Raw genomic sequence first — 21687 nt, forward strand, 5'->3', positions numbered from 1 at the left:
GCGTGATACGCAAGCGTCCGGATGCGGCAAGCGCCGCATCCGGGCCCGCGATCACTTCTTCGCCGCGGCGACCGGCTTGCCGTCCGCATCGACCACGCGCACCTCGCCCAGGTTCAGCGCGCGCACCGGCGCCTCCACCTGCTTGAGGTCGCCGACCACGACCCAGACCAGCTTGTCCGGATCCAGGGTGGACGCGGCCTGCGTCACCTGCTCCAGGGTCAGCGCCTCGATTTCCGCCTTGCGCTTGAACACGTAGTCATCCGGACGGTCGTAGCGGACGATGCCGCCCAGCGTGCCCATCACCGCGCGACCGGTCTCGTAGGCGCCGGGCAGGCTGCGGATCTCGGTGGCCTGGATCTTGTTCACCTCGGCGGCCGTCGGCGGGGTCTTGCCGCCCGCGTATTCGCGGATCTCGCGGTCCAGTTCCTTCAGCGATTCGGCGGTCTTGTCGATCTGCACCGGGGCGAAGACGATCCACGGCCGCTGGCCCTGGGCACCGGGGCTGGAGCTGTAGGCGCCATAGGCCCAGTGCTTGTCCTCGCGCAGGTTCATGTTGAGGCGCGAGGTGAACTCGCCGCCGAGCACCGAGTTGGCGAAGTCGAACTTGATCGCGCCCGGGTCGCGGGTCGAAGGCACGACCTGGCCGGCCAGGATCGTGGCCTGGACGGCGCCGGGCTGGTCGACCAGATAGACCGTGGACCTGGCCGGACGCTGCACCGCCGGCAAGGCGGCGGCTGCGGCAACCGGAACGCTGGCCTTCCAGTCGCCGAGGTGCTTCTCCAGCAGCGGCACCACCTCGTCCAGGGTGGTGTCGCCCACCACCAGGACGGTGGCGTTGTCCGGGCGCACCCACTGCCGGTGGAAGGCGACCAGGTCGTCGCGGGTCAGCGAGGCGATCGAGGCCTCGGTGCCGCTGCCACTGAACGGAATCGCATAGGGATGGCCCTTGCCGTACAGCAGCGGCGGCAGGACGCGCAGCGCCGCACCATTCGGACGCGCCTTCTCCTGGCCGATGCCGGCGATCCAGGTCGCGCGGACGCGGTCGATCTCCTTGGTGTCGAAGCGCGGGCGGCGCAGCATGTCGGCGTACAGGCCGACCGACTCGTCCAGGTTCTCCTTCAGCGCCGACAGGTAGGCGTTGCCGCCATCCAGCGAGGCGCCGGCGCCGAGCGAAGCGCCGAGCGATTCGGCGCGGTTGGCGAAGGCCAGGGCATCCAGCTCGCCGGCACCTTCGTCGAGCATGCCCATGGTGAAGCTGGAGGTGCCCAGCTTGCGGCCCTGGTCGGCGGCGAAACCACCCTTGAATTCATAGCTGAACTGCACCACCGGGACCGCGTCGCGACGCGCCAGGATCACCTTGGTGCCGTTGCTCAGGGTGGCGCGCTCGAGCGCCGGGAACTTGAGGTCGGGGAAGCTCTCGGGCATCGGCACGCCCTTGCTGCGATCGACCGTGGTCTTGACCGTCTTGAACTTCGCGTCGGGCTTGGGCAGCACGAACGGCGCCGGCGTCGGCGATGCTTCCTCGGCCAGCACGGTACGCTCGCCCGGCAGCACCACCAGGGTGTGCGAGCCCTCGCCCAGCCAGCGGGCGCCGCTCTTCTGCAGGTCGGCGGCGCTGGCCTTGGCGATCACGTCCAGGCTGGTGCGGAAGCAGCCCGGATCCTTTGCGTACACCGCGCACTCGGCCAGCGCGTCGGCCTTGCCGCCGAAGCCGCCGATGCGCTCGACGCCGCGCACGAAGCCGGCCTTGATCATGGTCTGTGCTTGCGCGAGTTCGGCGGCGGTCGGGCCTTCGGCGAGCAGCTTGCGCAGCTCCTCGTCGATGATCGCCTCGACCTTGGCCGGGTCCACGCCCTGCTTCACGTCGGCCTCGATGTAGAAGGTGGAGGCAAGCTCGAACGGCTGCACGTAGGCGCTGACCTTGTCGACCAGCTTTTCTTCATGGACCAGGCGGCGGTCCAGGCGCGAGCTCTTGCTGCCGCCCAGCACCTGGCCCAGCAGCTGCAGCCGGTCCAGGTCGGCGTCGGCGTAGCCGGCCACGCTCCAAGCGCGGTGGATGCGCGCCTGCGGCACCTTGTCGGTCATCGTCGCGCGGCTTGTCTCGCGCTTGACCGGGCCGGCCTGCACCCGCGCCATCGCCGGACCGGCCGGGATGTCGCCGAAATAGCGGGTCACTTTTTCCTTCGCGGTGGCCACGTCGATGTCGCCGGCCAGCACCAGCACCGTGTTGTTCGGGCCGTACCAGGCGCGGAACCAGTTCTTCACGTCCTCAAGCGAGGCGGCGTCGAGGTCGTTCATCGAGCCGATCGTGCTGTGGTGGTACGGGTGGCCCTTCGGGTACAGCGCGCGGTAGATCTCGTCGTCGGCCTGGCCGTAGGGCTGGTTCTCGCCCTGGCGCTTCTCGTTCTGGACCACGCCGCGCTGCTCGTCGAGCACCTTCTGGTCGATCGCGCCGAGCAGGTGGCCCATGCGGTCCGATTCCATCCACAGCGCCATGTCCAGGGCGGTGGTCGGCACGTTCTGGAAGTAATTGGTGCGGTCCAGCCAGGTGGTGCCGTTCTGGTCGGTCGCGCCGGCCAGCTCGAACGGCCCGAAGTATTCGTCGCGGTAGTTCTCCGAACCGTTGAACATCAGGTGCTCGAACAGGTGCGCGAAGCCGCTGCGGCCCGCCGGCTCGTCCTTGCTGCCGACGTGGTACCAGAGGTTCACCGCCACGACCGGCGCCTTGCGGTCGGTGTGCACGATCACCCGCAGCCCGTTGGGAAGGGTGAACTCCTCGTACGGCACCAGCTGCTCGCCCGCGGCAGCAGCGGTCCTGGCCGCCAGGGCCGGCGAAGGCGCCAGTGCGGCGACGCCGAGCGAAGCAGTGATGGCCAGGACCAGGGCGGCCGTGCGAGGGCGGCGGGCTGCCGTCATGGTGGTGCTCCTTGTGATGTGATCTCCCGATCCTACCCAGCGCCCACCGCCTTTACACTAGGCCACAAGCCATGCTGGACCGGAGCCCGTGATGCCCGATCCCACCCCGATGGATCGCCACTGCCTGGTGACCGGCGCCAACCGCGGCCTGGGCCTGGAGTTCGTCCGCCAGCTGCTGGCCCGCGGTGAACGCGTGGTCGCCGCCTGCCGCCAGCCCGGGCGCGCCACCGCCCTGAACATGCTGGCCGGCGAACATCCCGGCCGCCTGCACGTGCTGCCGCTGGATGTCACGACCGCACGCAGCCGGGACGAGCTGGTGCGCGAACTGCCGCTGGTGCTGGACGGCGCGCGCATCAGCCTGCTCCTCAACAACGCCGGTGTTCTGCATGGCGGCGAGCGTTTCGGCCAGGTCGCCGAAGCCGACCTGGAGACCAGCCTGCGCACCAATGCCATCGGCCCGTTCCTGCTGGTGCAGGCGCTGGCGCCCTTGCTGGCGGACGCGGCGGCGTCGCCAGGCGCGGTGGTCGCCAACCTCTCCTCGGAGATCGGATCGCTGGCGCAGCGCCACGAGTTCCGCACCCCCAGTTATGCGATCGGCAAGGCTGCGCAGAACATGGGCAGCGTCCTGCTGGCACGGGCGCTCGCGCCGCGCGGCATCCGCGTGGTGGCGCTGCATCCGGGCTGGGTGCGCACGGACATGGGCGGCGCCCAGGCGACCTTGTCGGCGACCGAGGCGGTGGCTTCGCTGCTGCAGGTGGTCGATCGCCTCGGACCCGCGGACACGGGCCTGTTCCTCGACCGGGAAGGCCAGCCCCTGCCCTGGTAGACCTGTCGCGGGGCACCCATGCGCCCACCATCTGCTGAAGGCATCCCCCGCGGCCCTCGATTGGCCGCCGGCGGCACGTCGCAACTCGGCACCGCCTTCTTCTGATGCCCTCTTTGCGCGCTGCGCGGACGTCCGCACCCGGCTGCGGACACTGCGGGCGCGCCTTAATTCCCTCTAATTTCAATCGCTTGCAGTTGGCACGCGACATGCGTTGCTTTTCGGCACGAAGCGCATCACCAAGAAACACTGAACAGATGGTGAACAAATAAGGGGAATGTTGAACTTTTCCTTGCGCTAGCTGGTTAGGTGTATTACCTTACTACCACACCACCGTTACACAACACCGGAGCACGCCATGAACACCAAGACCCTGTCCGCCGCGATGAGTCTGATCCTGTCGCTGGCCGCGCTGTCCACCACCGCCGTTGCCGCCGACACCCGCGTCGACCACATCGTCGACCTGCCGACCGTCACCGTCCGCCCCGACGCCGGCCTGGCCGCCGACACCGCCCGCGTCGACCACATCGTCGACCTGCCGGCCGTCACCGTCCGCCCCGACGCCGCGCTGCGCACCGAACTGGCCGCCCACGCCTTCGTGGCCCGGATCGTCGACCTGCCGGCCATCAACGTCCGTCCGACCGGCGAGCAGCTGGCCGAGCGCGCCGCGATCGTCGCCACCGAGCAGGCCAAGGCCCTGACCGCGCAGCTGGCCACCACCCTGCTGGCCGAAACGCTGGTCGTCGCGCTGCCCTGATCGCCGCATCCGCGCGGCGTCAGGCGGGCCTGCCCGCATACAATCGCCGCGATGCCAGACCCTGTTTACGACGTCCTGCTCTACCAGCCCGAGATCCCGCCGAACACCGGCAACGTGATCCGGCTGTGTGCCAATACCGGCGCGCGCCTGCACCTCGTCGAACCACTCGGGTTCGCGATGGAAGACAAGCAGCTGCGGCGCGCCGGGCTCGACTACCACGAGTTCGCCCGCGTGCAGGTGCACGCCAGCCTGGACGCCGCGCTCGATGCGATCCGGCCGCAGCGCCTGTTCGCCCTCAGTACCCGCGGCCAGGTCCGCCACGACCAGCCGCACTACGCCGATGGCGATGCCTTCCTGTTCGGCCCGGAAACGCGCGGCCTGCCCGACGAGGTCCTCGACGCGATTCCGCCGCCGCAACGCCTGCGCCTTCCGATGCAGCCGGGCAATCGCAGCCTCAACCTCTCCAACGCGGTCGCGGTGGTGGTGTTCGAGGCATGGCGCCAGTCAGGTTTCGCTGGCGGCCAGTAGTACACGACGGTTGTGCAAAACCCTTAGTCAGGGGGCAATCAACATAGTCCAGTCGATGCCCTCCCGAAACTCGGGAATCCTGGATCAATCGGACGCGCCGTCGCCATCACCTTGCTTGATGAAGTCCACCATCATATGCAGGTACCCCTCGGGCTGACGGGTCGACACGCGCTCGCCATGCGCATCAGTTTCGAACTCGTACATGCCATGGTCCGCCTCCGGAAATACGGCTGTGGTGATGGGACGACCCGCGCGCTTGAGTCCGTCCAGCCGCCGCAATGTCTCGAAAGGCGGGGCATCGCGATCTTGTCCGCCGAGGATCCACAGCTGCGGCACGTCGAGGTTGGACAGCACGGGCATCGGATCGTAAAGCGCCGGCACGCCCTCGAGCAGCGCCGGAAAGTCCCGGCGCGCCGCCGCTTCGGGAGTGGAAAGCAGGTAGGAGGTGAAGTTGCCGCGCACGAACGGGAACCATGGCTCCTTCCCGTACTTCTCCTTCAACGCATCCAGGCGGTCGAACCCTTCTGTGAAGTTGCTTCCGATGATGGCTGCAGTAGCGTCGGCGACTTCGCTGGCCTTGCGCTGTACTTCCGGACCGAAGCTGGCGCGCGCCATGTCGAAGGCGATCGCCTCGCGATCTTCCTCGATCGGCGACACGGCAAGACCGAAGCTGACGATCACGAAATCAACCGGCTCGATGCTCGCAGCCAGCGGTGCCACCCACCCTCCCTGGCTGCCGCCCTGGTATCCGATGCGTCCTGCGCGCTTGCCCGCAAGGCGCCGGGCCTCGCGCATGGCATGGATCGCATCGGTGGCGAGGATGAGGTAGTTCTGCGTATAGCGGCCATCCGAGTGGCCGGTGCCGCGCTTGTCATAGGCGAAGACACCGATGCCCTGGCTCGCCAGTTCGCGCTGGAGTGAGTACGTGTCCACCGCCGAGGAACGCTCCGCACCGTGGATAAGCACGACAACAGGCACGCGTGCCTCGCCGGGCGGCAGCGTCAATCGTCCGCTCAACGTGGCTCCGCTTACCTCGAAGCGCGTACTGACCTGCACCAGCGACTGCCGTTTGCCGGGTACGTCGTCGAAGCGAATCTCACCCCGATCGCAGTCCGTCACCATCATTCGATGACCATCGCGACGATCGGTCCAGCCGAGCGTGCTGATCCACACGCCATCGGCTTGCCTCGCGAGTGCCCCGGTCCTGCCATCGGTACGCCGCCAACGGAGCCCGCCCGCTGCCCCAGGCCCGATGTCGAGCGCGCTGCCATCGGCCATGCGATAGCTGCCCGTGTGGCAGGAAGGGGCTTGCTGCTCCGGTGAATCCGGCTCTGCTGCCTGCACCGGGGCATGGAACGCAGCCAGCACGAGGATCACGGCGAACGACAGTCCGCGCATGGCGGCTCCAATTAGGTTAACATTTACGTAAATGCTGACCTTTTGCCTCGAAGGCGTCAACCCTCCGGGAAAATCACGACATGACCGACTTCATCCAGCAACAAGGACCTGCGTTTCTGGCTCACCTTCTGCGGCGACTTGCCGACGAACTCGTGCAAGGCGCGGCCGACTGGTATCCGTCGGTTGGCGTCACGGCACCGCCGCGCACGATATCCACGCTTCTTGCACTGGACGAGCACGGCTCGCTGGGCGTGACCGAACTGGCAGGGCTGCTGCGACAGTCGCATCCTCTGGTGATCGTCTGGATCAAGGAGCTGACGCGGCTGTCGCTGGTGAAGTCGAGCGACGATCCCGCCGACCGGCGCAGAACCGTGGTGACCCTGACGACAAAGGGCCGGAACGAGCTGGTACGCATCCGCAAGGCCTTGGTGGTCATGGAGCAGGCATCCACCGAACTGCTGGACCTGGCCGGGCCCGATTCGCTTCGAATGCTGTGGGAGCTGGAACGCAACTGCCGGGAACTGTCTTTCCGGCAACGCCTGCAACAGAAGGCGAGCCAGCGCGGGCAACACGATTCCTAGCTGCGATATCCGCTGGCTTCCGCCCGTATCCGGATACTCGTGCTGCGCGCCGGGACTCGGCCGTGCTGCTGCAGGCGCAGCCTCAACGTACCCCGGAAGAGCGAACACACTCCTGGATAGTCATGGGATCGCTGTGGACGCCAGATGCAGCTCGTCCACGACAAAGGGGCCCGCTTGGCGACAAGGCCGCCAGAAGCGTGCCGGGAGGCGAGCGACTTGATCTTCAGGCGCGGCGGCGGCTACATCGCGCCGGCCATGTGTTCATTGCTGCGGCGCGGCCCCGTTGACGGATGTCACCGGGCCGAATCGTGCAGGATCTGGCAGGTCGACCGGCACGCCAGCGGCGTTACACGTGCCTGCATCGCACAACTGGGTCCGCAGCGCGGGGGTTGCCTGCACGATGACGTGATAGATCACGTTCTGCTCCATCGTGCTGCGAAACGCCTGGCTGCCGGGACCGCGCGCCCAGATGCCCACGTCATCGCCGCCATGGGTTTCGGCCTGCATCGGCAGCAGCGCTTCCTGCATGAAGTCAGGATGCTCCGTATCCACCTGTGACAGATCCGGTCGGCCCTGCACCGGCTCGTAGCTTGAAGGTACGTGCGGGTGGCGCTTCGGACCCGCTGGCTGCAGGTTGGTGGCGCCGGTGTTGCCCGCGCCACCGGCGTAGACCAGGGTGGTATAGGGCAGGCCCAAAGCGTCAAGCGCGTACTGGTCCGGATCGCCGCCTTCGCCGGCGGTGCCGCGAACCTTGCCCAGGATCGGGTTCCCGCGCCGCGGGTAGCCGACGATGTTGAGCGTGTGCGAATGGTCGGCGGTGACCACGATCAGGGTGTCGTCTTCCGAAGTCATCTCCGCCGCTACCTGGACCGCGCGCGCCATCGCGGCAGTCTCGTCCAGCGCGCGGAAGGCGTTGCCCTCGTGGTTGGCGTGATCGATGCGCCCGCCCTCCACCAGCAGGACGAAGCCGTTGCCCTCGCGCGCCAGGCGCGAGATCGCGATCCGGGTCATCTCCGCCAGGTCCGGCTCGCCGGCTTCGTCCCGGCGCCGGTCATGCTCGTACTGCATGTGATCGAACTCGAACAGGCCGAGCAGGCGGGTGGCATCTTTCGCCAGGCGCAGCTGGGCGTTGTTCCAGACGTAGGCGCCACCCGGGTTGCGTTGCAGCCATTCGGCGGTGAGGTCGCGCCCGTCCAGCCGCAAGCCTGCCTTGCCGGGGTACTCCGGGTCGCGCACGGTGCTCGGGGTGAGATAGCCCCGGCCACCGCCCAGGACCACCGACGGGCCGCGACCAGGCGCAAAGTCGAGCAGCTGTTGCGCGATGTCGCGGCAACCCGCATCGCGTGCCGCCTGGGGCATGGCGGCATCGGTTTCCCAGTTGCGGTCCGGGACATGGGCGTAGGTTGCCGCCGGAGTGGCGTGGGTAATGCGCGCGGTGGTCACGACCCCGCTGGCCAGGCCGGCGGCGTCGGCTAGCCGCAGCCAGGAGACCACGTGCCGGCTTTGGCTGTCGGCGCAATCGTGGCGCGGCCCTGCGGAGACGCCGATCGCGCCCATGTGCGACTTCACGCCAGCGGCGATGGCGGTCATGGTGCCTGCCGAGTCGGGCGTCTGCGAGTTGGTGTTATAGGTCTTGCTAAAGGCCGAATGCGGGAAGCGTTCCCAGGACAGCAGGTTTTCCTCGCCCGCACCCCCAGCACGCTGGCCCTCGAGGATTCGCGCGGCCGCCACCGTGCTCAGGCTCATGCCGTCGCCCAGGAAGACGATCACGTTCTTTGCCTGTGCGCCCATCGCACCATTGCGCGCAGCGTGCGCTGCTCCGCTGCGGTACCACCATTCGGCAGTTTCACCGCGTGGATGCGCGACCGGCGACACATCGACCGCCCACGTACTGGTGTCGGCAGCACTTTGGGGCGCGGTGGAGCAGCCCGTGATCGAGGAGGCCAGCGCCGAGGCAGTGATGGCCGCGCAAAGCACAGCCTTGGTCGAGTTACCCATACCAATCCTTCCAAGTGAACAGTTGCCCGATATGTGCACATATGCTCACTTAGTAGAGTGCCTGTAAAGCGCTTTCGATCATGCGCTGCAGCATTCGGCAGGCAGTGATGTACCCGCACACAGCAGGAGCCGGCGGCCTCGAGAGTTCCACAATGTCCGCCAGCAACGAGCCAAGCTCCTCGCTGGGCGGAAGGAGCCCCCAATCGCAAGCGTGAGTACGCACCTGGCAAGGCTCATCGCCGAGGACGCGCCGGGAGTACCACTACGCTGAGGGTTATCGCGCACCGACCACCGCCCGCCGGGGCTTGAGCCGCCCAGCCGGCCTTCGGCGCAGCCTCGCCCCGCGAACACCATCCGGGCCGGGGACGCGCCCGTCCTATCGCGAGCCGCGATCTCGCGGGCCGCGCCGGCACCGTCGTGCGCAACAGTTATTCGGGCTGGTATGTTCGGCCAGCTGCGCGCTTGATATACCCGACCGCGCAGATGGATCCGCCTACCCACTTCATCGATGACTTCCAGGAGTCGATACAGGCCGCAAGCGGCGTCCTGACGGCTCTCCGATGCGGACGCGGGTGCCACAATGCCAATGCTGCAGCGCATGATCGAAAGCGCTTTACAAGCGCCCCGTATCGTGAGCATATGCGCATCGCAAGGGCAATTGTTCGACTCGGGGAGGCACGAATTGAATACATCGACCACAGCCATTCTTTGCGCAGCCATCGCTTTGGCGGTGTCTGCATGCGGGAAGTCCGGCGATGGCGGCACGGCGAGCAAGGCTGACACGCTGGTCATCGCCACGGTCAACAATGCCGACATGATCCGCATGCAGAAGCTGGCATCGGACTTCACCACGCAGCATCCCGACATCAGGCTGGAATGGGTCACGCTGGAGGAAAACGTCCTCCGCCAGCGCGTGACCACCGATATCGCCACCCAGGGCGGCCAGTTCGATGTGCTGACGATCGGCACCTACGAAGTACCCATCTGGGCCGCTCGCCACTGGCTCAAGCCACTGCAGTTCGGCCCGGAATACGACGTGGACGACCTGCTGCCGCAGATCCGCCAGGCCGCCAGCTTCGACGGGCAGCTTTACGCGGCCCCCTTCTACGGCGAAGGCTCGATGCTGATGTACCGCACCGATCTGTTCGAGCAGGCCGGTTTGGCAATGCCCGAACAGCCATCGTGGTCTTTCGTCGTCGACGCCGCCCGCAAGCTCACCGACAAGCCCGGCGGCGTGTATGGGATCTGCCTGCGCGGCAAAGCCGGCTGGGGCGAGAACATGGCCCTGCTCAGCGGCATGGGCAATGCCTTCGGCGCGCGCTGGTTCGACGAGAACTGGAGGCCCCAGTTCGACCAGCCGGAATGGAAGGCCGCGCTGCAAACCTATGTGGACGTGATGAAAGATGCCGGTCCGCCCGGCGCGGCGTCGAACGGATTCAACGAGAACCTGGCGCTGTTCAACGCGGGCAAGTGTGCGATGTGGGTGGACGCTACCGTGGCAGCCTCGTTCGTAAGCGATCCGAAGGAATCCCGGGTGGCCGACAAGGTGGGCTTTGCCGCCGCTCCCGATACCGGCAAGGGCAAGACCACCGGCTGGCTGTGGGCATGGAACCTGGCTATCCCGGCGAGCTCCAAGAAGGCCGACAAGGCCCAGACGTTCATCGCCTGGGCGACCAACCGCCAGTACACCGAATTGGTGGCCTCCAGGGAGGGGTGGGCCAACGCCCCCCCAGGCACCCGCGCCTCGCTCTACCAGAAGCCCGAATACCTCGAGGCGGCCCCGTTCGCGGCGCAGACCCTGGCGGCCATCAAAAGCGCGGACACGCACAACCCGACGGTGAAGCCGGTGCCCTACGTGGGCGTGCAGTACGCGGCCATCCCGGAGTTCCAGTCCATCGGCACCACCGTTGGCCAGCAGTTCTCCGCCGCCCTGACCGGATCGATCAGCGTTGCTGACGCGCTCGCCAATGCACAAGCCAGCACCGAGCGAGAGATGAAACGCGCGGGTTATCCAAAGTAAGCGCCCACCCGAGGGCCGGCTTCCCGCTTCGGTCGCGGGTCGCCGTCCAGTCTTGATTTCCGGACCTGCGGGCGGACACACCGGGCTCTCCCTCCCCGCCCGGGTGTCCGCGGCAGGCGGTCGACTCTCCGTCGCCGCGTTCGGTCCGTACCCATCCACGGAAACGCTTGATGGCAACGCAACAGACGCAAAAACTCGGACGACTGCTGATCGCCCCGTCGGTCATCCTGCTGCTGGCGTGGATGATCATCCCGTTGGCGATGACGATCTGGTTCTCCACGCTCGACTTCAACCTGATGAACCCGGAAAGGACCTTCGTTGGCCTCGCCAACTACAGGTACTTCCTCGAGAACCCGGCATTCCTGTCTTCGCTCGGCAACACGTTGCTGATGGTCGGCTCCGTGCTCGCGATCACCACGGTCTTCGGCGTGCTTATCGCGCTGCTGCTGGACCAGGTGTTCGTCGGCCGGCGGATCGTGCGACTGATGCTGATCGCCCCGTTCTTCATCATGCCCACGGTCAGCGCCCTGGTATGGAAGAACCTGTTGATGCATCCGGTGTCGGGCCTGCTCGCTTGGCTGTGGCAGGTGTTCGGCCTGACCCCGGTCGACTGGTTCACCGAGCATCCGATGCTCTCGATCATCCTGATCGTGGCCTGGCAATGGCTTCCCTTCGCCATCCTGATCCTTCTCACCGCCTTGCAATCGATGGACGGCGAACAGCAGGAAGCGGCGCTGATGGACGGCGCCGGCGCGTTCGATCGCTGCCTGCACCTGACGCTGCCGCACCTGGCGCGCCCGCTGACCATCGTCATCCTGATCCAGACGATTTTCCTGCTGACGGTATTCGTGGAGATCTACGTCACCACCGGCGGCGGCCCCGGCACGCAGACAACCACGCTGGCGTACCTGATCTACTCGCAGGCGCTCCTCCAGTACGACGTAGGCGCAGCTTCCGCTGGCGGCCTCATCGCGGTGGTGCTGGCCAATATCGCCGCCCTCTTCCTGGTCCGCATCATCGGCAGGAACCTGGAGACCTGAACCATGGCACGCCGTACGTCCGCCCCGCAGCTCGCCCTGACCACCGTGACCGCCTGGCTGGTAGGCCTGGTCATCTTCTTCCCGATCTTGTGGATGCTGCTTACCAGCTTCAAGACCGAGATCGATGCGTTCTCCTCCCCGCCCTCGTTCCTGTTCTTCGACTGGACGTTGGAGAACTACGTCGCGGTCCAGGAGCGTAGCAACTACCTGGCGCACGCCTGGAACTCGGTGGTGGTGGCGCTGGGCTCGACCCTGCTCGCCATGGCCATCGCCATCCCGGCCGCATGGTCGATGGCATTCTCGCCCACCCGGCGCACGCGCGGCATCCTCCTGTGGATGCTGTCGACGAAGATGCTCCCGCCGGTGGGCGTGCTCGTGCCCATCTATCTCATCTATCGCGATGTGGGTCTGCTCGACACCCAGCTTGGCCTGGTGATCGTGCTGTGCCTGAGCAATCTTCCGATCGTGGTGTGGATGCTGTTCAACTACTTCAAGGATATTCCCCGGGACATCCTGGAGGCCGCACGCATGGACGGGGCCACGGTCGGCAAGGAAATCCTCTACATCCTCGCGCCGATGGCGCTGCCTGGCATCGCCTCCTCGCTGCTGCTCAACGTCATCCTGGCGTGGAACGAGACGTTCTGGTCCTTGAACCTGTCTTCGTCCCAGGCGGCCCCACTGACCGCATTCATCGCTTCCTACTCCAGCCCCGAGGGGCTGTTCTGGGCCAAGTTGTCCGCCGCATCGACGATGGCGATCGCGCCAATCCTCGTACTGGGATGGTTCTGCCAGAAGCAGCTCGTACGCGGGCTGACTTTCGGCGCCGTCAAATAGTCAGATAAACCGTTTCAACAGGTGCTCAATGGGACGTATCACACTGCAAGGCGTTCGCAAGGTCTTCGACGACACGACCGTTATCCACGGAGCGGACCTCGAGATCGAGGACGGGAAGTTCATCGTCTTCGTCGGTCCATCAGGATGCGGCAAGACCACCCTACTGAGGCTGATCGCAGGATTGGAGGACCTCAGTGATGGAAAGATCCTGATCGATGGCCGGGACGTGACCCGCCTGCCACCGGCGGGCCGCGGGCTGTCGATGGTGTTCCAGTCCTATGCGCTGTACCCGCACATGACCGTCCGCAACAACATCGCTTTCGGCCTGAAGATGGCGCGCCTGCCGAAGGACGAGATCGCGCGTCGCGTCGCCAAGGCTGCCGAGATCCTCAACCTCACCGATTATCTGGAGCGACGCCCCGGGCAACTGTCAGGTGGACAGCGTCAGCGCGTGGCCATCGGCCGCGCCATCGTCCGCGAGCCCAAGGGCTTCCTGTTCGACGAGCCGCTGTCCAACCTGGATGCCGCCCTGCGTGCCCAGATGCGCCTGGAGGTCACGCGACTGCAGAAGCAGTTGAAGACCACCGCCATCTACGTGACCCATGACCAGGTCGAGGCCATGACCATGGCCGACCAGATCGTGGTACTGCAGGCGGGCCGGATCGAACAGGTCGGCTCGCCACTCGAACTGTATGAGCGCCCGGCCAACGTGTTCGTTGCCGGCTTCATCGGCTCGCCACGCATGAACCTGCTGACCGGCGCGGTGGCCGAGCGCCACGACGCAAGCACATTGGGGATCCGGCCCGAGCATGTCCGCGTGCGACACGGCAGCGTCGAGGCCGATGGCCCCGGAGAGGCATGGATCGGCACGGTGGTACAGGCCGAGCACCTGGGCAGCGACACCTTCCTATATGTCGACGTTCCGGGCATGGGCGCGGTGAACGCGCGCTGCACCGGCGAACTGCGCGCGGCCCCCGGGGACAAGGTGACGCTGCTGCCGGACGCGGCGCGCCTGCATCGCTTCGATGCGAACCAGCAGGCGATCCGCTGACGTTCCTACGTCGCTTCCCATCCGAAACTCCAATACAGACAGGAATGACACCATGTACATGGACATGTTCAAACTCGACGGACGCGTGGCTGTGGTCACAGGCGGAGGTCGCGGCATAGGGTTGGCTATCGTCGAAGCGCTCGCCGAGGCCGGCGCCAAGGTCGTGATCGCCGACCATGACCTGGCCGTGGCCGGGGAGGGCCTTTCCACCCTGCGCAGCAAGGGACTGGACGCCGAGATCACGCAGATGGACGTTACCGACCCTGCGCGCGTCAACGCCGTCGCCGACGAGCTGGTCGCCAAGTACGGCAAGGTCGACATCCTGGTCAACAACGCCGGCATCGCCCGCAGCCAGACGCCGGCCGAGAACGTCGCCGACGAGCACTGGCTCAACGTGATCGACGTCAACCTCAATGGAACCTTCTGGTGTTGCCGCGCCTTCGGCAAGCACATGCTGGAGAAGCGCGAAGGCACCATCGTCAACATCGGCTCCATGTCCGGTTTCATTGTCAACAAGCCACAGGAACAGGCGTACTACAACGCTTCCAAGGCGGCGGTACACCACCTGACCAAGTCCCTGGCCGCCGAGTGGGCCTCGCGGGGCGTCCGGGTCAATGCACTGGCGCCGACCTATGTCGCGACACCGCTCAACGCCTTCGTCAAGGACGATCCCGCGATGTACGACGCCTGGATCGGCGGCACGCCGATGGCGCGACTGGGCGAAGTCGAGGAAGTGGCGTCAGTGGCGCTGTTCCTTTCCTCCAAGGCTTCCAGCCTGATGACCGGAAGCGTCGTGCTGGTCGATGGCGGCTATACCTGCTGGTAGGCCAGCGCTTCGGCCCATGCCGCGTTGCCGACGGCGGCGGCATGGGTAACACGCGGTCCGGCGCCTGCTCGCAGACGCCCACCATGGACCGGAAACCCCGCGGGGGTAATGCACCCCCGCCGTATCCTCTGGCTTGACGCGGCACAGGCAACGTTCGATGTATCTAGTTTGCGGAGAGGCGCTGTTCGACGTTTTCGCCCAGGGCGAACGCGGCGACGTGCTGGAGCTGGCGGCGCGTCCCGGTGGCTCGCCCTTCAACGTCGCCATCGGCTTGACCCGACTCGGCCACCGGGCTGGCCTCCTGGCCGGCCTGTCCACCGATGTGCTCGGCCGCCGCCTACGCAACGTGCTCGTGCGCGAGGGCGTGTGCCTGGACTACATCATCGACAAGCCGCACCGGACCACCGTCGTTCTGGTGGCGCTGGACGGGGATGGTGTACCGCAGTATTCGTTCTACGGCGACGGTTGCGCTGATCGCGAGATCGTCCAGTCCGAATTGCCGACCCTGGGAGATCGCGTCGAAGGGCTGCACTTCGGATCCTACACGCTGGTGACCGATCCCACGGCCTCTGCCTACTTCGCGCTGGCGGAACAGCAACGCGGGCGCCGGCTGATCTCCCTTGACCCGAACGTGCGAGCGACCGTGGAGCCGGACATGCAGGTCTGGCGCGATCGCGTGACGCGATGGCGGCAGCTCGCTGACCTCGTCAAGGTCAGCGAGGAGGATCTGGCGCTGCTCCATCCCGGCATGGAAGTCGACGAGATTGCACAAGCGTGGTTGCAGTCGCCGGTCCAGGTGCTCGTGGTGACACGCGGTGGCGGCGGCGCGCTTGGTTACACTGCGCACGCCCGCGTTGAGCTTCCCGCATCCGAAGTTGCCGTCGTCGACACGGTCGGGGCCGGCGACAGCTTCCAGGCCGCCCTGCTCTCCTGCTTGCCGGACCGTTCGGCCCTGCGTGAGGCATCCACATCGCCGCAGCGCCTTCAACAGGTCCTGGCCTATGCCACGCGCGCTGCGGGGATCACCTGCACACGCGAGGGCGCCAATCCGCCTTACGCGCAAGAGATGGCATAACGCGCGGACGGGAGACCTCCCGCGTAGCCGCGCGTCCTGTCCAGTGGTCGCGACAGGTATGCGGTTCGCCACGCGGGCGATACTTCAGGGCGGGAAGCTCGCCGCCGGAATCCGTGCCGGGCGTGTTTGCGGCCATCGCCTCGTGCGATGGCCAGCACACCCGGTGCGGATCCGCTTCTCGCGCTGCTCAGCGTATATCGCGGGCGAGATGCTGCAGGCGCTTGAACGCCTCGAAGCGACGGTCATGCAAGCTGGCGATCTCGCCGCCCGCCGGCAGGCAGGTTTCGCCCGGGTGGCTGAGCGTGGCCATCGCCGCACGGATGTCCGGGAACAGGCCTGCCGCGACCGCGCCGAGCGTTGCGGCACCCAGCAGCACAGGTTCCGCGGCCTGTGGAGCCATCAGCGGCTTGCCGACCGCGTCGGCCAGCAGCTGGCGGATCAGGCGTGACTGGCCTGCACCGCCGCTGATGACGATCCTCTCGACCGACGCGCCCGCCTTGGCCTGGGTTTCGATGATCTGCCGCAAGCCGTACCCGACGCCGCACACGCCGGCCAGGTAGAGCACCGCGAGGCTGTCGAGGTCCCGTTCCATGCCAAGCCCGACGATCGCGGCACGGGCATGGGGATCAGCGAACGGCGAGCGATTGCCGAGGAATTCCGGCACGACATGCAGTCCTTCCGCTACCCGGGCGACCTCGGAGAGCGACGAGGCCCTGGCCAACAGCCTCTCGGTCAGCAGCTCCGAGACCGGAATGCCGCGGGCGCGCGCCAGCGCCTGCGCCTCGCCCGCTGCAGGATGGCATTCGACCAGTTGGTCGATCGCCGCGCCTGCGGCGGACTGTCCGGCTTCGTTGAGCCAGGTGCCCGGGATCAGGGCCGAGTAGTACGGCCCCCAGACGCCGGGCATGAAGTTCGGCTCGACGGTCGAAGTCAGGGTGCAGGAGGATGTGCCGAACACGTACCCCATGTTCGTGAACGGGTCGCCCTCGATGCCCACCGTGCCGATGCCGCCGGCATGGGCGTCGATCATGCCCGTCGACACGGCTGTGCCGGGCGCCAGGCCGAGGTCCGCGGCCGCGGCCTCGGTAAGACCCGCGCCCAGCGCGATGCCCGGGTCGACCACATGCGCGCCGATGCGGACGAAGCCGTCGTTGGCCAGCTCGCCAAGACCGATCCTGTCGAAGTAGGTCGGGTCCCAACGCCGCTCATGGGCAAGATAGGTCCACTTGCACGTCACCGTACATGTCGAGCGGGAAAGATCGCCCGTGGCCTTCCATGTCAGGAAGTCGGCCAGGTCGAAGAACGCCCAGGCCTTGGCGTAGACCTGCGGGCGGTTCTCCTTGAGCCAGAGCAGCTTTGGCGTCTGCATTTCGGGCGAGATGCGTCCGCCGACGTACTTGAGCACGTCGTGTCCATCGGCATTGATGCGCTCCGCCTGCCCGACCGCACGGTGATCCATCCAGACGATCACGTCGCGCGCAGGATCTTCCGAGGGCCCGACCGGAAGCGAGACGCCCTCCTCGCCCAACACGACGAGCGAACATGTCGCGTCGAAGCCGATGCCGACCACCTGGCGGGGGCTCGCCTTGGCCTCGTGCATCGCGGCGCGTACCGAGCGGCAGACGGCATCCCAGATCTGCGCGGACGACTGCTCGACCATGGCGCCCGGTCCACGCCATATTTCCAGCTCGGCCTTGGCCGAAGCGACCATGTGGCCTGACAGGTCGAAGAGGCCGGCGCGCGCGCTGCCGGTGCCGACATCGATGCCCAGGACGAGGCGCTCGTCAGTTCTGCTCATTTCAGTGCTTCCACGATGGAGGATGTAGCGGGTGTCTGATCAGATGTCGTGGGTGCTGGGCATGATGACCAGGTCGCGGATGGTCACCCCGGGTGGACGCGTGAGCATGAAGAGGACGGCTTCGGCCACTTCCTTCGGCAGCATCAGGCTGCCAGCGGCGATTGCCTCTTCCATCTTCGCCTTCGGCCAGTCGTCCAGCAAAGCGGTGACCACCGGTCCGGGCAGCACTGCGCCGATGCGCACGCCATGCGGCGCGACCTGGCGGCGCGTGGAATGGACGAACGCCTGCACCGCGAACTTGGATGCGGTGTAGATCGGCTCCCAGACCACCGGAACGACGCCAGCGACCGAAGAGGTGAACAGGATATCGCCCGACTTCTGCGCGATCAGGTGCGGCAGCACGGCGTGCACCGACCGGAACGCGGCGTTGATGTTCAGGTTCAGCATGCGATCCCATGCGTCTGGATCGCCCTCCGCCACCACGCCACCGATGTAGGCGCCCGCATTGGCGTGGAAAGCGTCGAGGCGCCCGCCCAGCTCGAGGATGCGCGGCAGCATGGCCGATACCTGGGGGCCATCGAGCAAGTCGACCTCCAAGGGCAGCGCGTTCGGGCCCATCTCGTCGCAGACTGCCTCCAGGCGGTCCGCTGTCCGGTCAATCAGCACCACCTTGGCGCCCGAGGCGACGAGGATGCGGGCGCATTCCCGGCCAATGCCCGATGCTGCACCGGTGATCGCGACGACCTTCCCTTTCATCTGTTCCGACATTCTTTTCTCCTTGGTTACCGGTCAGCTACGGCCGTGCGCCGCGCGGGAGCGGCGGGCGAGCGAGTCGACGATCACGGCGATCGCCAGGACGCCACCCGTGATCATGTAGCGCAGGCTGGACGGCAGGTTGAGAAGCGTCAGCCCATTGGAAATCGCCTGGATGACGATGATCCCCAGCAGTGCCGAATAGGCGCTGCCGCGACCGCCGAACAGGCTGGTGCCACCGATCACCGCCGCCGCGATGGCATTGAGGTTTACGTCCCCGGTGCCGGCCTGCTGGCTCGACGAGGCAAGGCGGGCCGCCGACAGCAGGCCACCCAGCGCGGCCAGGCTCGAGCACAGCACGAACGCCGAGAGGTATACGCGCTTGACGTTGATGCCCACGCGACGCGCCGCTTCGCGATTGCCGCCTACCGCGAACATCGAGCGGCCCCACCGCGTCCGGGTGAGCGCGTAGTCGAGGATCACCACCAGCAGCACGAAGAGACCGAACATCCACGGCACCCCGCGACCCAGGTTGAGATACCACGCCGCGAACTGGAGCGCGATCGTCAATGCGGCGACCTTGGTCAGCAGCGCTCCAGCGGATTGCGCAGACAACCCGACCGCGCGGCGGCGCCTGGCGGTGTGCATGCCCGTGAGCAGGACGGCCAGTCCCGGCAGCAGCGCGGCCAGGTGCGAAAGCCAGTCAGGCATGATCATGAGCTGGCCAAAGCTCACGAGAGCCGATGCGTAGGGGAGGTTGATCGATCCGGCATTCCCCAGCAGGTAGAGCTGCAAGCCCAGCAACGCGAGCAGGCCCGCCAGGGTCGACACGAAGCTGGGCATGCCGATCCAGCTCAGCAGGGTCGCGTAGACCGCGCCGATCACGGCGCCGGCGACTACGGCCAGCAGGATGGCGAGGGGCAGGGGCAAGCCCATGTTGACCCAGACCACGCCGACGATCGCGGAAGCCAGTCCGCTCATCGACCCCACCGACAGATCGATCTCGCCCAGCATCAGGACGCAGACGATTCCGAGCGAGATGACGCCGACGGTTGCGCAATCGAACAGCAGGTTGACCAGGTTGTTGGGATCCAGGAACAGCGGATTCAAGCTGGTGAACACGATCGAGATGACCACCAGGCCGACCACCACCGGCAGCATCCCGAGATCGCCCGAGCGGACCCGATCGTAGAAGGCGCCGATGGCGCCCGCGATGCTGTCGTCGTGCCTGACCCGCTCGTCGGAACGGTCGAGTGCTTTCGTGGTTTCGCTGCTCATTGCGCTTCCCCCTCGGCTTGCGCCGCCTTTCTCTGGCTGCGGCGTGATACGGCGTTCTCGCTCGCGCCGGTGATCGCGGTGACGAGCTCATGGTTGCTCGCATGGGGCTCGAAGATGCCGTTGTTCCTGCCCAGGCGCAGCACGACGATGCGGTCGGCGACGGCCCGGACATCCTCCATGTTGTGACTGATGATGATCACGCCGAGTCCGCGCTCGCGTACCCGCTCGATCAGATTGAGGACCTCGGCGGTTTGGGCCACGCCCAGGGCAGCGGTGGGCTCATCGAGCATGATGATGCGCGGATCCAGCAGCAGCGAACGGGCGATCGCCACGGTCTGCCGCTGCCCGCCCGACAGGGACGCCACGGGCTCACGCACCGAAGGAATGCGCGCGGCCAGTTCCTTGAGCAACGTCCATGCGCGAACTTCCATCTGGACTTCGTCCAGGCACATCGGGTTGAGCTCGTGGCCGAGGAACAGGTTGGCCACGACGTCCAGGTTCTCGCACAGGGCCAGGTCCTGGAACACGGTGGCGATGCCGAGCTTGAGGGCCGTCGCGGAGCTGTCGAGCCTGACCGACTTCCCGTTGAACTCGATGGAGCCCGATGTCGGCTGATGCACACCCGCCAGGATCTTGATCAGCGTCGACTTTCCCGCGCCGTTGTCGCCGACCAGCGCGACCACTTCACCGGCGTGCACGTCGAGGCTTACATCGGTCAGCGCGGAAACTGCGCCGAAATTCTTTGACACGCCCTTGATGCTGAGAATCGTCTCGCCTGGGGGCGGGCGTTTCGCCGTATCGGTCATTGCGGTGGTCTCCGTATCTGGACGTGCTCGCGCATGACGGCATCCGGCGGGCAGCCGCGCCCGGCCGGGATGCGCCAACTGGCGGGACTTCGGCAGGCGCCGGTTAATTCAGGATGCCAAGGCCCTTGCAGTCTTCGACATACTCGGCGGTGCAGACCTGCTCCGGGGTGTGGATGCCCGTGTCGAAGATCTGCGCCTTCATGTTTTCCCTGGTCACGACGGTCGGGACGAACAGTTCCGACGGCGTGTCGAAGAGCGTCGCCTTGGGTTCGGGCACCTCGCCCCTGAGCAGCTTGACGGCGACGTTTGCGGCAGCGGCAGCGACAATTTCCGAGGGCTTGGAAATGGTGTTGTACTGGTCGCCGGAGATCACGCGCTGAAGCGCTGCGATCACCGCGTCGTTGCCGGTGACGGGCGGGAGCGAATCGACGCCAGCCGCCTTGAGGGCGGCGATGGCGCCACCGGCGGTGCCGTCATTGGCTGCGGCGATGCCTTTGATCTCCGAACGGAAGCGCGTGATCTGGCCCGCCGTCCACTGCTGGGCCTCGCTCGGCTTCCAGTCCGGCGTATCGAACTCAGCAAGCGTGGCGTAGCCGGATTCCTTGAGACCGCGACGGATCCCGTCGCCGATCAGGCCGGCGGCCGCATCGGTCGGCGAGCCATTGATCTGGAGCACGCCGGAGCCAGCGGGCACGCCCGTGGCGGCCAGGTGGTCGACGAGCGATTTGGAGATGGAATAGCCGATGCCCTCGTTGTCGAAGGAAACGTAGTAGTCGGCCGGCGTATCCGGAATAGGCCGGTCATAGGCGATGACTTTCACTTCCTGCGACCTGGCGAACGTCACCAGGGCCGCGGCAGAGGACGAGTCCACGGGGTCGAGGACGACGACTTTCGCGCCCTGGATCAGGGCGGCGTTGAACTGTCGCTGCTGCAGCTCTGCGTCCCCGTTCGCGTTCTGGTAGATCACCGCGCAGTCCGGGCAGAGCTTTGCCAACTCGGCCTTGAAGGCGGGGAAGTCCCGCTCCTCGTAGCGGGTCGATCCCTGGTCGGGCATCAGGAAGGCGATCGTGTCCTGGGTCTGGACCTTGCAGCCGCTGGTGAGCAGCAGCCCGAGCATGCCAACACCCGTTGCCAGCCTTATGGGATTCATATCGATGCTTCTCCGGATCGTTCGGTTTTGCCCGGGGCGGCGGCCGGCGCGCACA

18 protein-coding genes are annotated in these 21687 nt (G+C 66.6%); 10 read left to right on the top strand and 8 right to left on the bottom strand.

What is annotated here, in order from left to right; genetic code table 11:
• Positions 1 to 51: 51 nt before the first annotated feature.
• Positions 52 to 2916 carry a M16 family metallopeptidase gene (locus tag MNQ95_RS05870; protein ID WP_241954084.1) on the bottom strand — a complete coding sequence of 955 codons (2865 nt, stop codon included), beginning with the start codon at positions 2914 to 2916 and terminating at the stop codon, positions 52 to 54.
• A 91-nt stretch (positions 2917 to 3007) separates the two neighbouring features.
• Between MNQ95_RS05870 and MNQ95_RS05875 the strand changes: the two genes are divergently transcribed.
• The 3 genes from MNQ95_RS05875 to trmL all read left to right on the top strand — a co-directional run bounded on the left by MNQ95_RS05875 (position 3008) and on the right by trmL (position 5024).
• Positions 3008 to 3742, top strand: a complete 735-nt coding sequence (locus tag MNQ95_RS05875; protein WP_241954085.1) for an SDR family oxidoreductase — start codon at positions 3008 to 3010, stop codon at positions 3740 to 3742.
• A gap of 355 nt (positions 3743 to 4097) precedes the next feature.
• Positions 4098 to 4496 carry a hypothetical protein gene (locus tag MNQ95_RS05880; protein ID WP_241954086.1) on the top strand — a complete coding sequence of 133 codons (399 nt, stop codon included), beginning with the start codon at positions 4098 to 4100 and terminating at the stop codon, positions 4494 to 4496.
• 51 nt (positions 4497 to 4547) lie between these two features.
• On the top strand, positions 4548 to 5024 hold the full coding sequence (trmL, locus tag MNQ95_RS05885; RefSeq protein WP_241954087.1) for a tRNA (uridine(34)/cytosine(34)/5-carboxymethylaminomethyluridine(34)-2'-O)-methyltransferase TrmL: 477 nt from the start codon (positions 4548 to 4550) through the stop codon (positions 5022 to 5024).
• A gap of 84 nt (positions 5025 to 5108) precedes the next feature.
• Here trmL and MNQ95_RS05890 read toward each other — a convergent pair whose 3' ends face one another.
• Entirely contained in the window at positions 5109 to 6422 is a 1314-nt protein-coding gene (locus tag MNQ95_RS05890; protein ID WP_241954088.1) for an alpha/beta hydrolase family protein, read from the bottom strand.
• Positions 6423 to 6502: 80 nt separating this feature from the next.
• On the opposite strand from MNQ95_RS05890, the gene MNQ95_RS05895 reads away from it, so the two are divergent.
• Complete coding sequence (locus MNQ95_RS05895) at positions 6503 to 7003, top strand: MarR family winged helix-turn-helix transcriptional regulator (RefSeq protein WP_241954089.1); 501 nt, start codon at positions 6503 to 6505, stop codon at positions 7001 to 7003.
• Between the two features lie 261 nt (positions 7004 to 7264).
• Here the strand turns inward: MNQ95_RS05895 and MNQ95_RS05900 are convergent, their stop codons facing one another.
• Complete coding sequence (locus MNQ95_RS05900; RefSeq protein ID WP_241954090.1) at positions 7265 to 9001, bottom strand: alkaline phosphatase; 1737 nt, start codon at positions 8999 to 9001, stop codon at positions 7265 to 7267.
• A gap of 586 nt (positions 9002 to 9587) precedes the next feature.
• On the opposite strand from MNQ95_RS05900, the gene MNQ95_RS05905 reads away from it, so the two are divergent.
• The 6 genes from MNQ95_RS05905 to MNQ95_RS05930 all read left to right on the top strand — a co-directional run bounded on the left by MNQ95_RS05905 (position 9588) and on the right by MNQ95_RS05930 (position 15847).
• A complete protein-coding gene (locus MNQ95_RS05905) occupies positions 9588 to 11021 on the top strand; it encodes an ABC transporter substrate-binding protein (protein WP_241954091.1) in 1434 nt (477 codons plus the stop codon).
• Between the two features lie 170 nt (positions 11022 to 11191).
• Entirely contained in the window at positions 11192 to 12061 is an 870-nt protein-coding gene (locus tag MNQ95_RS05910; RefSeq protein WP_241954092.1) for a carbohydrate ABC transporter permease, read from the top strand.
• 3 nt (positions 12062 to 12064) lie between these two features.
• Positions 12065 to 12895: a carbohydrate ABC transporter permease gene (locus MNQ95_RS05915; RefSeq protein WP_241954093.1), complete on the top strand. Its 831-nt coding sequence runs from the start codon at positions 12065 to 12067 to the stop codon at positions 12893 to 12895.
• 28 nt (positions 12896 to 12923) lie between these two features.
• Positions 12924 to 13946 (top strand): ABC transporter ATP-binding protein, encoded by a 1023-nt coding sequence (locus tag MNQ95_RS05920; protein WP_241954094.1) that lies wholly within the window; start codon positions 12924 to 12926, stop codon positions 13944 to 13946.
• A 58-nt stretch (positions 13947 to 14004) separates the two neighbouring features.
• Complete coding sequence (locus MNQ95_RS05925; protein WP_241954095.1) at positions 14005 to 14772, top strand: SDR family NAD(P)-dependent oxidoreductase; 768 nt, start codon at positions 14005 to 14007, stop codon at positions 14770 to 14772.
• 157 nt (positions 14773 to 14929) lie between these two features.
• The gene (locus tag MNQ95_RS05930) at positions 14930 to 15847 is read left to right on the top strand and encodes a carbohydrate kinase family protein (protein WP_241954096.1); all 918 of its coding nucleotides are present in this window, start codon (positions 14930 to 14932) and stop codon (positions 15845 to 15847) included.
• 187 nt (positions 15848 to 16034) lie between these two features.
• On the opposite strand, the gene MNQ95_RS05935 is transcribed toward MNQ95_RS05930, so the two are convergent.
• The 5 genes from MNQ95_RS05935 to MNQ95_RS05955 all read right to left on the bottom strand — a co-directional run bounded on the left by MNQ95_RS05935 (position 16035) and on the right by MNQ95_RS05955 (position 21599).
• On the bottom strand, positions 16035 to 17645 hold the full coding sequence (locus MNQ95_RS05935) for an FGGY-family carbohydrate kinase (protein WP_241954097.1): 1611 nt from the start codon (positions 17643 to 17645) through the stop codon (positions 16035 to 16037).
• 39 nt (positions 17646 to 17684) lie between these two features.
• Positions 17685 to 18401, bottom strand: coding sequence for an SDR family oxidoreductase (locus MNQ95_RS05940; RefSeq protein ID WP_241954098.1), 717 nt, complete (start codon positions 18399 to 18401; stop codon positions 17685 to 17687).
• A 33-nt stretch (positions 18402 to 18434) separates the two neighbouring features.
• On the bottom strand, positions 18435 to 19676 hold the full coding sequence (locus tag MNQ95_RS05945; RefSeq protein WP_241954099.1) for a sugar ABC transporter permease: 1242 nt from the start codon (positions 19674 to 19676) through the stop codon (positions 18435 to 18437).
• On the bottom strand, positions 19673 to 20482 hold the full coding sequence (locus MNQ95_RS05950; RefSeq protein ID WP_241954100.1) for an ATP-binding cassette domain-containing protein: 810 nt from the start codon (positions 20480 to 20482) through the stop codon (positions 19673 to 19675). The genes MNQ95_RS05945 and MNQ95_RS05950 overlap by 4 nt, the downstream gene beginning before the upstream one ends.
• A 103-nt stretch (positions 20483 to 20585) precedes the next feature.
• Positions 20586 to 21599 (bottom strand): ABC transporter substrate-binding protein, encoded by a 1014-nt coding sequence (locus MNQ95_RS05955; RefSeq protein WP_241954101.1) that lies wholly within the window; start codon positions 21597 to 21599, stop codon positions 20586 to 20588.
• Between the last annotated feature and the right edge of the window lie 88 nt (positions 21600 to 21687).

This window comes from Pseudoxanthomonas daejeonensis (assembly GCF_022637495.1).
GTDB lineage: Bacteria > Pseudomonadota > Gammaproteobacteria > Xanthomonadales > Xanthomonadaceae > Pseudoxanthomonas > Pseudoxanthomonas daejeonensis.

Bases quoted from the DNA above. Each gene is read 5' to 3' on its own strand.
- MNQ95_RS05870 (WP_241954084.1), bottom strand. From the start codon at position 2,916: ATGACGGCAGCCCGCCGCCCTCGCACGGCCGCCCTGGTCCTGGCCATC.
- MNQ95_RS05875 (WP_241954085.1), top strand. From the start codon at position 3,008: ATGCCCGATCCCACCCCGATGGATCGCCACTGCCTGGTGACCGGCGCC.
- MNQ95_RS05880 (WP_241954086.1), top strand. From the start codon at position 4,098: ATGAACACCAAGACCCTGTCCGCCGCGATGAGTCTGATCCTGTCGCTG.
- trmL (WP_241954087.1), top strand. From the start codon at position 4,548: ATGCCAGACCCTGTTTACGACGTCCTGCTCTACCAGCCCGAGATCCCG.
- MNQ95_RS05890 (WP_241954088.1), bottom strand. From the start codon at position 6,422: ATGCGCGGACTGTCGTTCGCCGTGATCCTCGTGCTGGCTGCGTTCCAT.
- MNQ95_RS05895 (WP_241954089.1), top strand. From the start codon at position 6,503: ATGACCGACTTCATCCAGCAACAAGGACCTGCGTTTCTGGCTCACCTT.
- MNQ95_RS05900 (WP_241954090.1), bottom strand. From the start codon at position 9,001: ATGGGTAACTCGACCAAGGCTGTGCTTTGCGCGGCCATCACTGCCTCG.
- MNQ95_RS05905 (WP_241954091.1), top strand. From the start codon at position 9,588: ATGCTGCAGCGCATGATCGAAAGCGCTTTACAAGCGCCCCGTATCGTG.
- MNQ95_RS05910 (WP_241954092.1), top strand. From the start codon at position 11,192: ATGGCAACGCAACAGACGCAAAAACTCGGACGACTGCTGATCGCCCCG.
- MNQ95_RS05915 (WP_241954093.1), top strand. From the start codon at position 12,065: ATGGCACGCCGTACGTCCGCCCCGCAGCTCGCCCTGACCACCGTGACC.
- MNQ95_RS05920 (WP_241954094.1), top strand. From the start codon at position 12,924: ATGGGACGTATCACACTGCAAGGCGTTCGCAAGGTCTTCGACGACACG.
- MNQ95_RS05925 (WP_241954095.1), top strand. From the start codon at position 14,005: ATGGACATGTTCAAACTCGACGGACGCGTGGCTGTGGTCACAGGCGGA.
- MNQ95_RS05930 (WP_241954096.1), top strand. From the start codon at position 14,930: ATGTATCTAGTTTGCGGAGAGGCGCTGTTCGACGTTTTCGCCCAGGGC.
- MNQ95_RS05935 (WP_241954097.1), bottom strand. From the start codon at position 17,645: ATGAGCAGAACTGACGAGCGCCTCGTCCTGGGCATCGATGTCGGCACC.
- MNQ95_RS05940 (WP_241954098.1), bottom strand. From the start codon at position 18,401: ATGAAAGGGAAGGTCGTCGCGATCACCGGTGCAGCATCGGGCATTGGC.
- MNQ95_RS05945 (WP_241954099.1), bottom strand. From the start codon at position 19,676: ATGAGCAGCGAAACCACGAAAGCACTCGACCGTTCCGACGAGCGGGTC.
- MNQ95_RS05950 (WP_241954100.1), bottom strand. From the start codon at position 20,482: ATGACCGATACGGCGAAACGCCCGCCCCCAGGCGAGACGATTCTCAGC.
- MNQ95_RS05955 (WP_241954101.1), bottom strand. From the start codon at position 21,599: ATGCTCGGGCTGCTGCTCACCAGCGGCTGCAAGGTCCAGACCCAGGAC.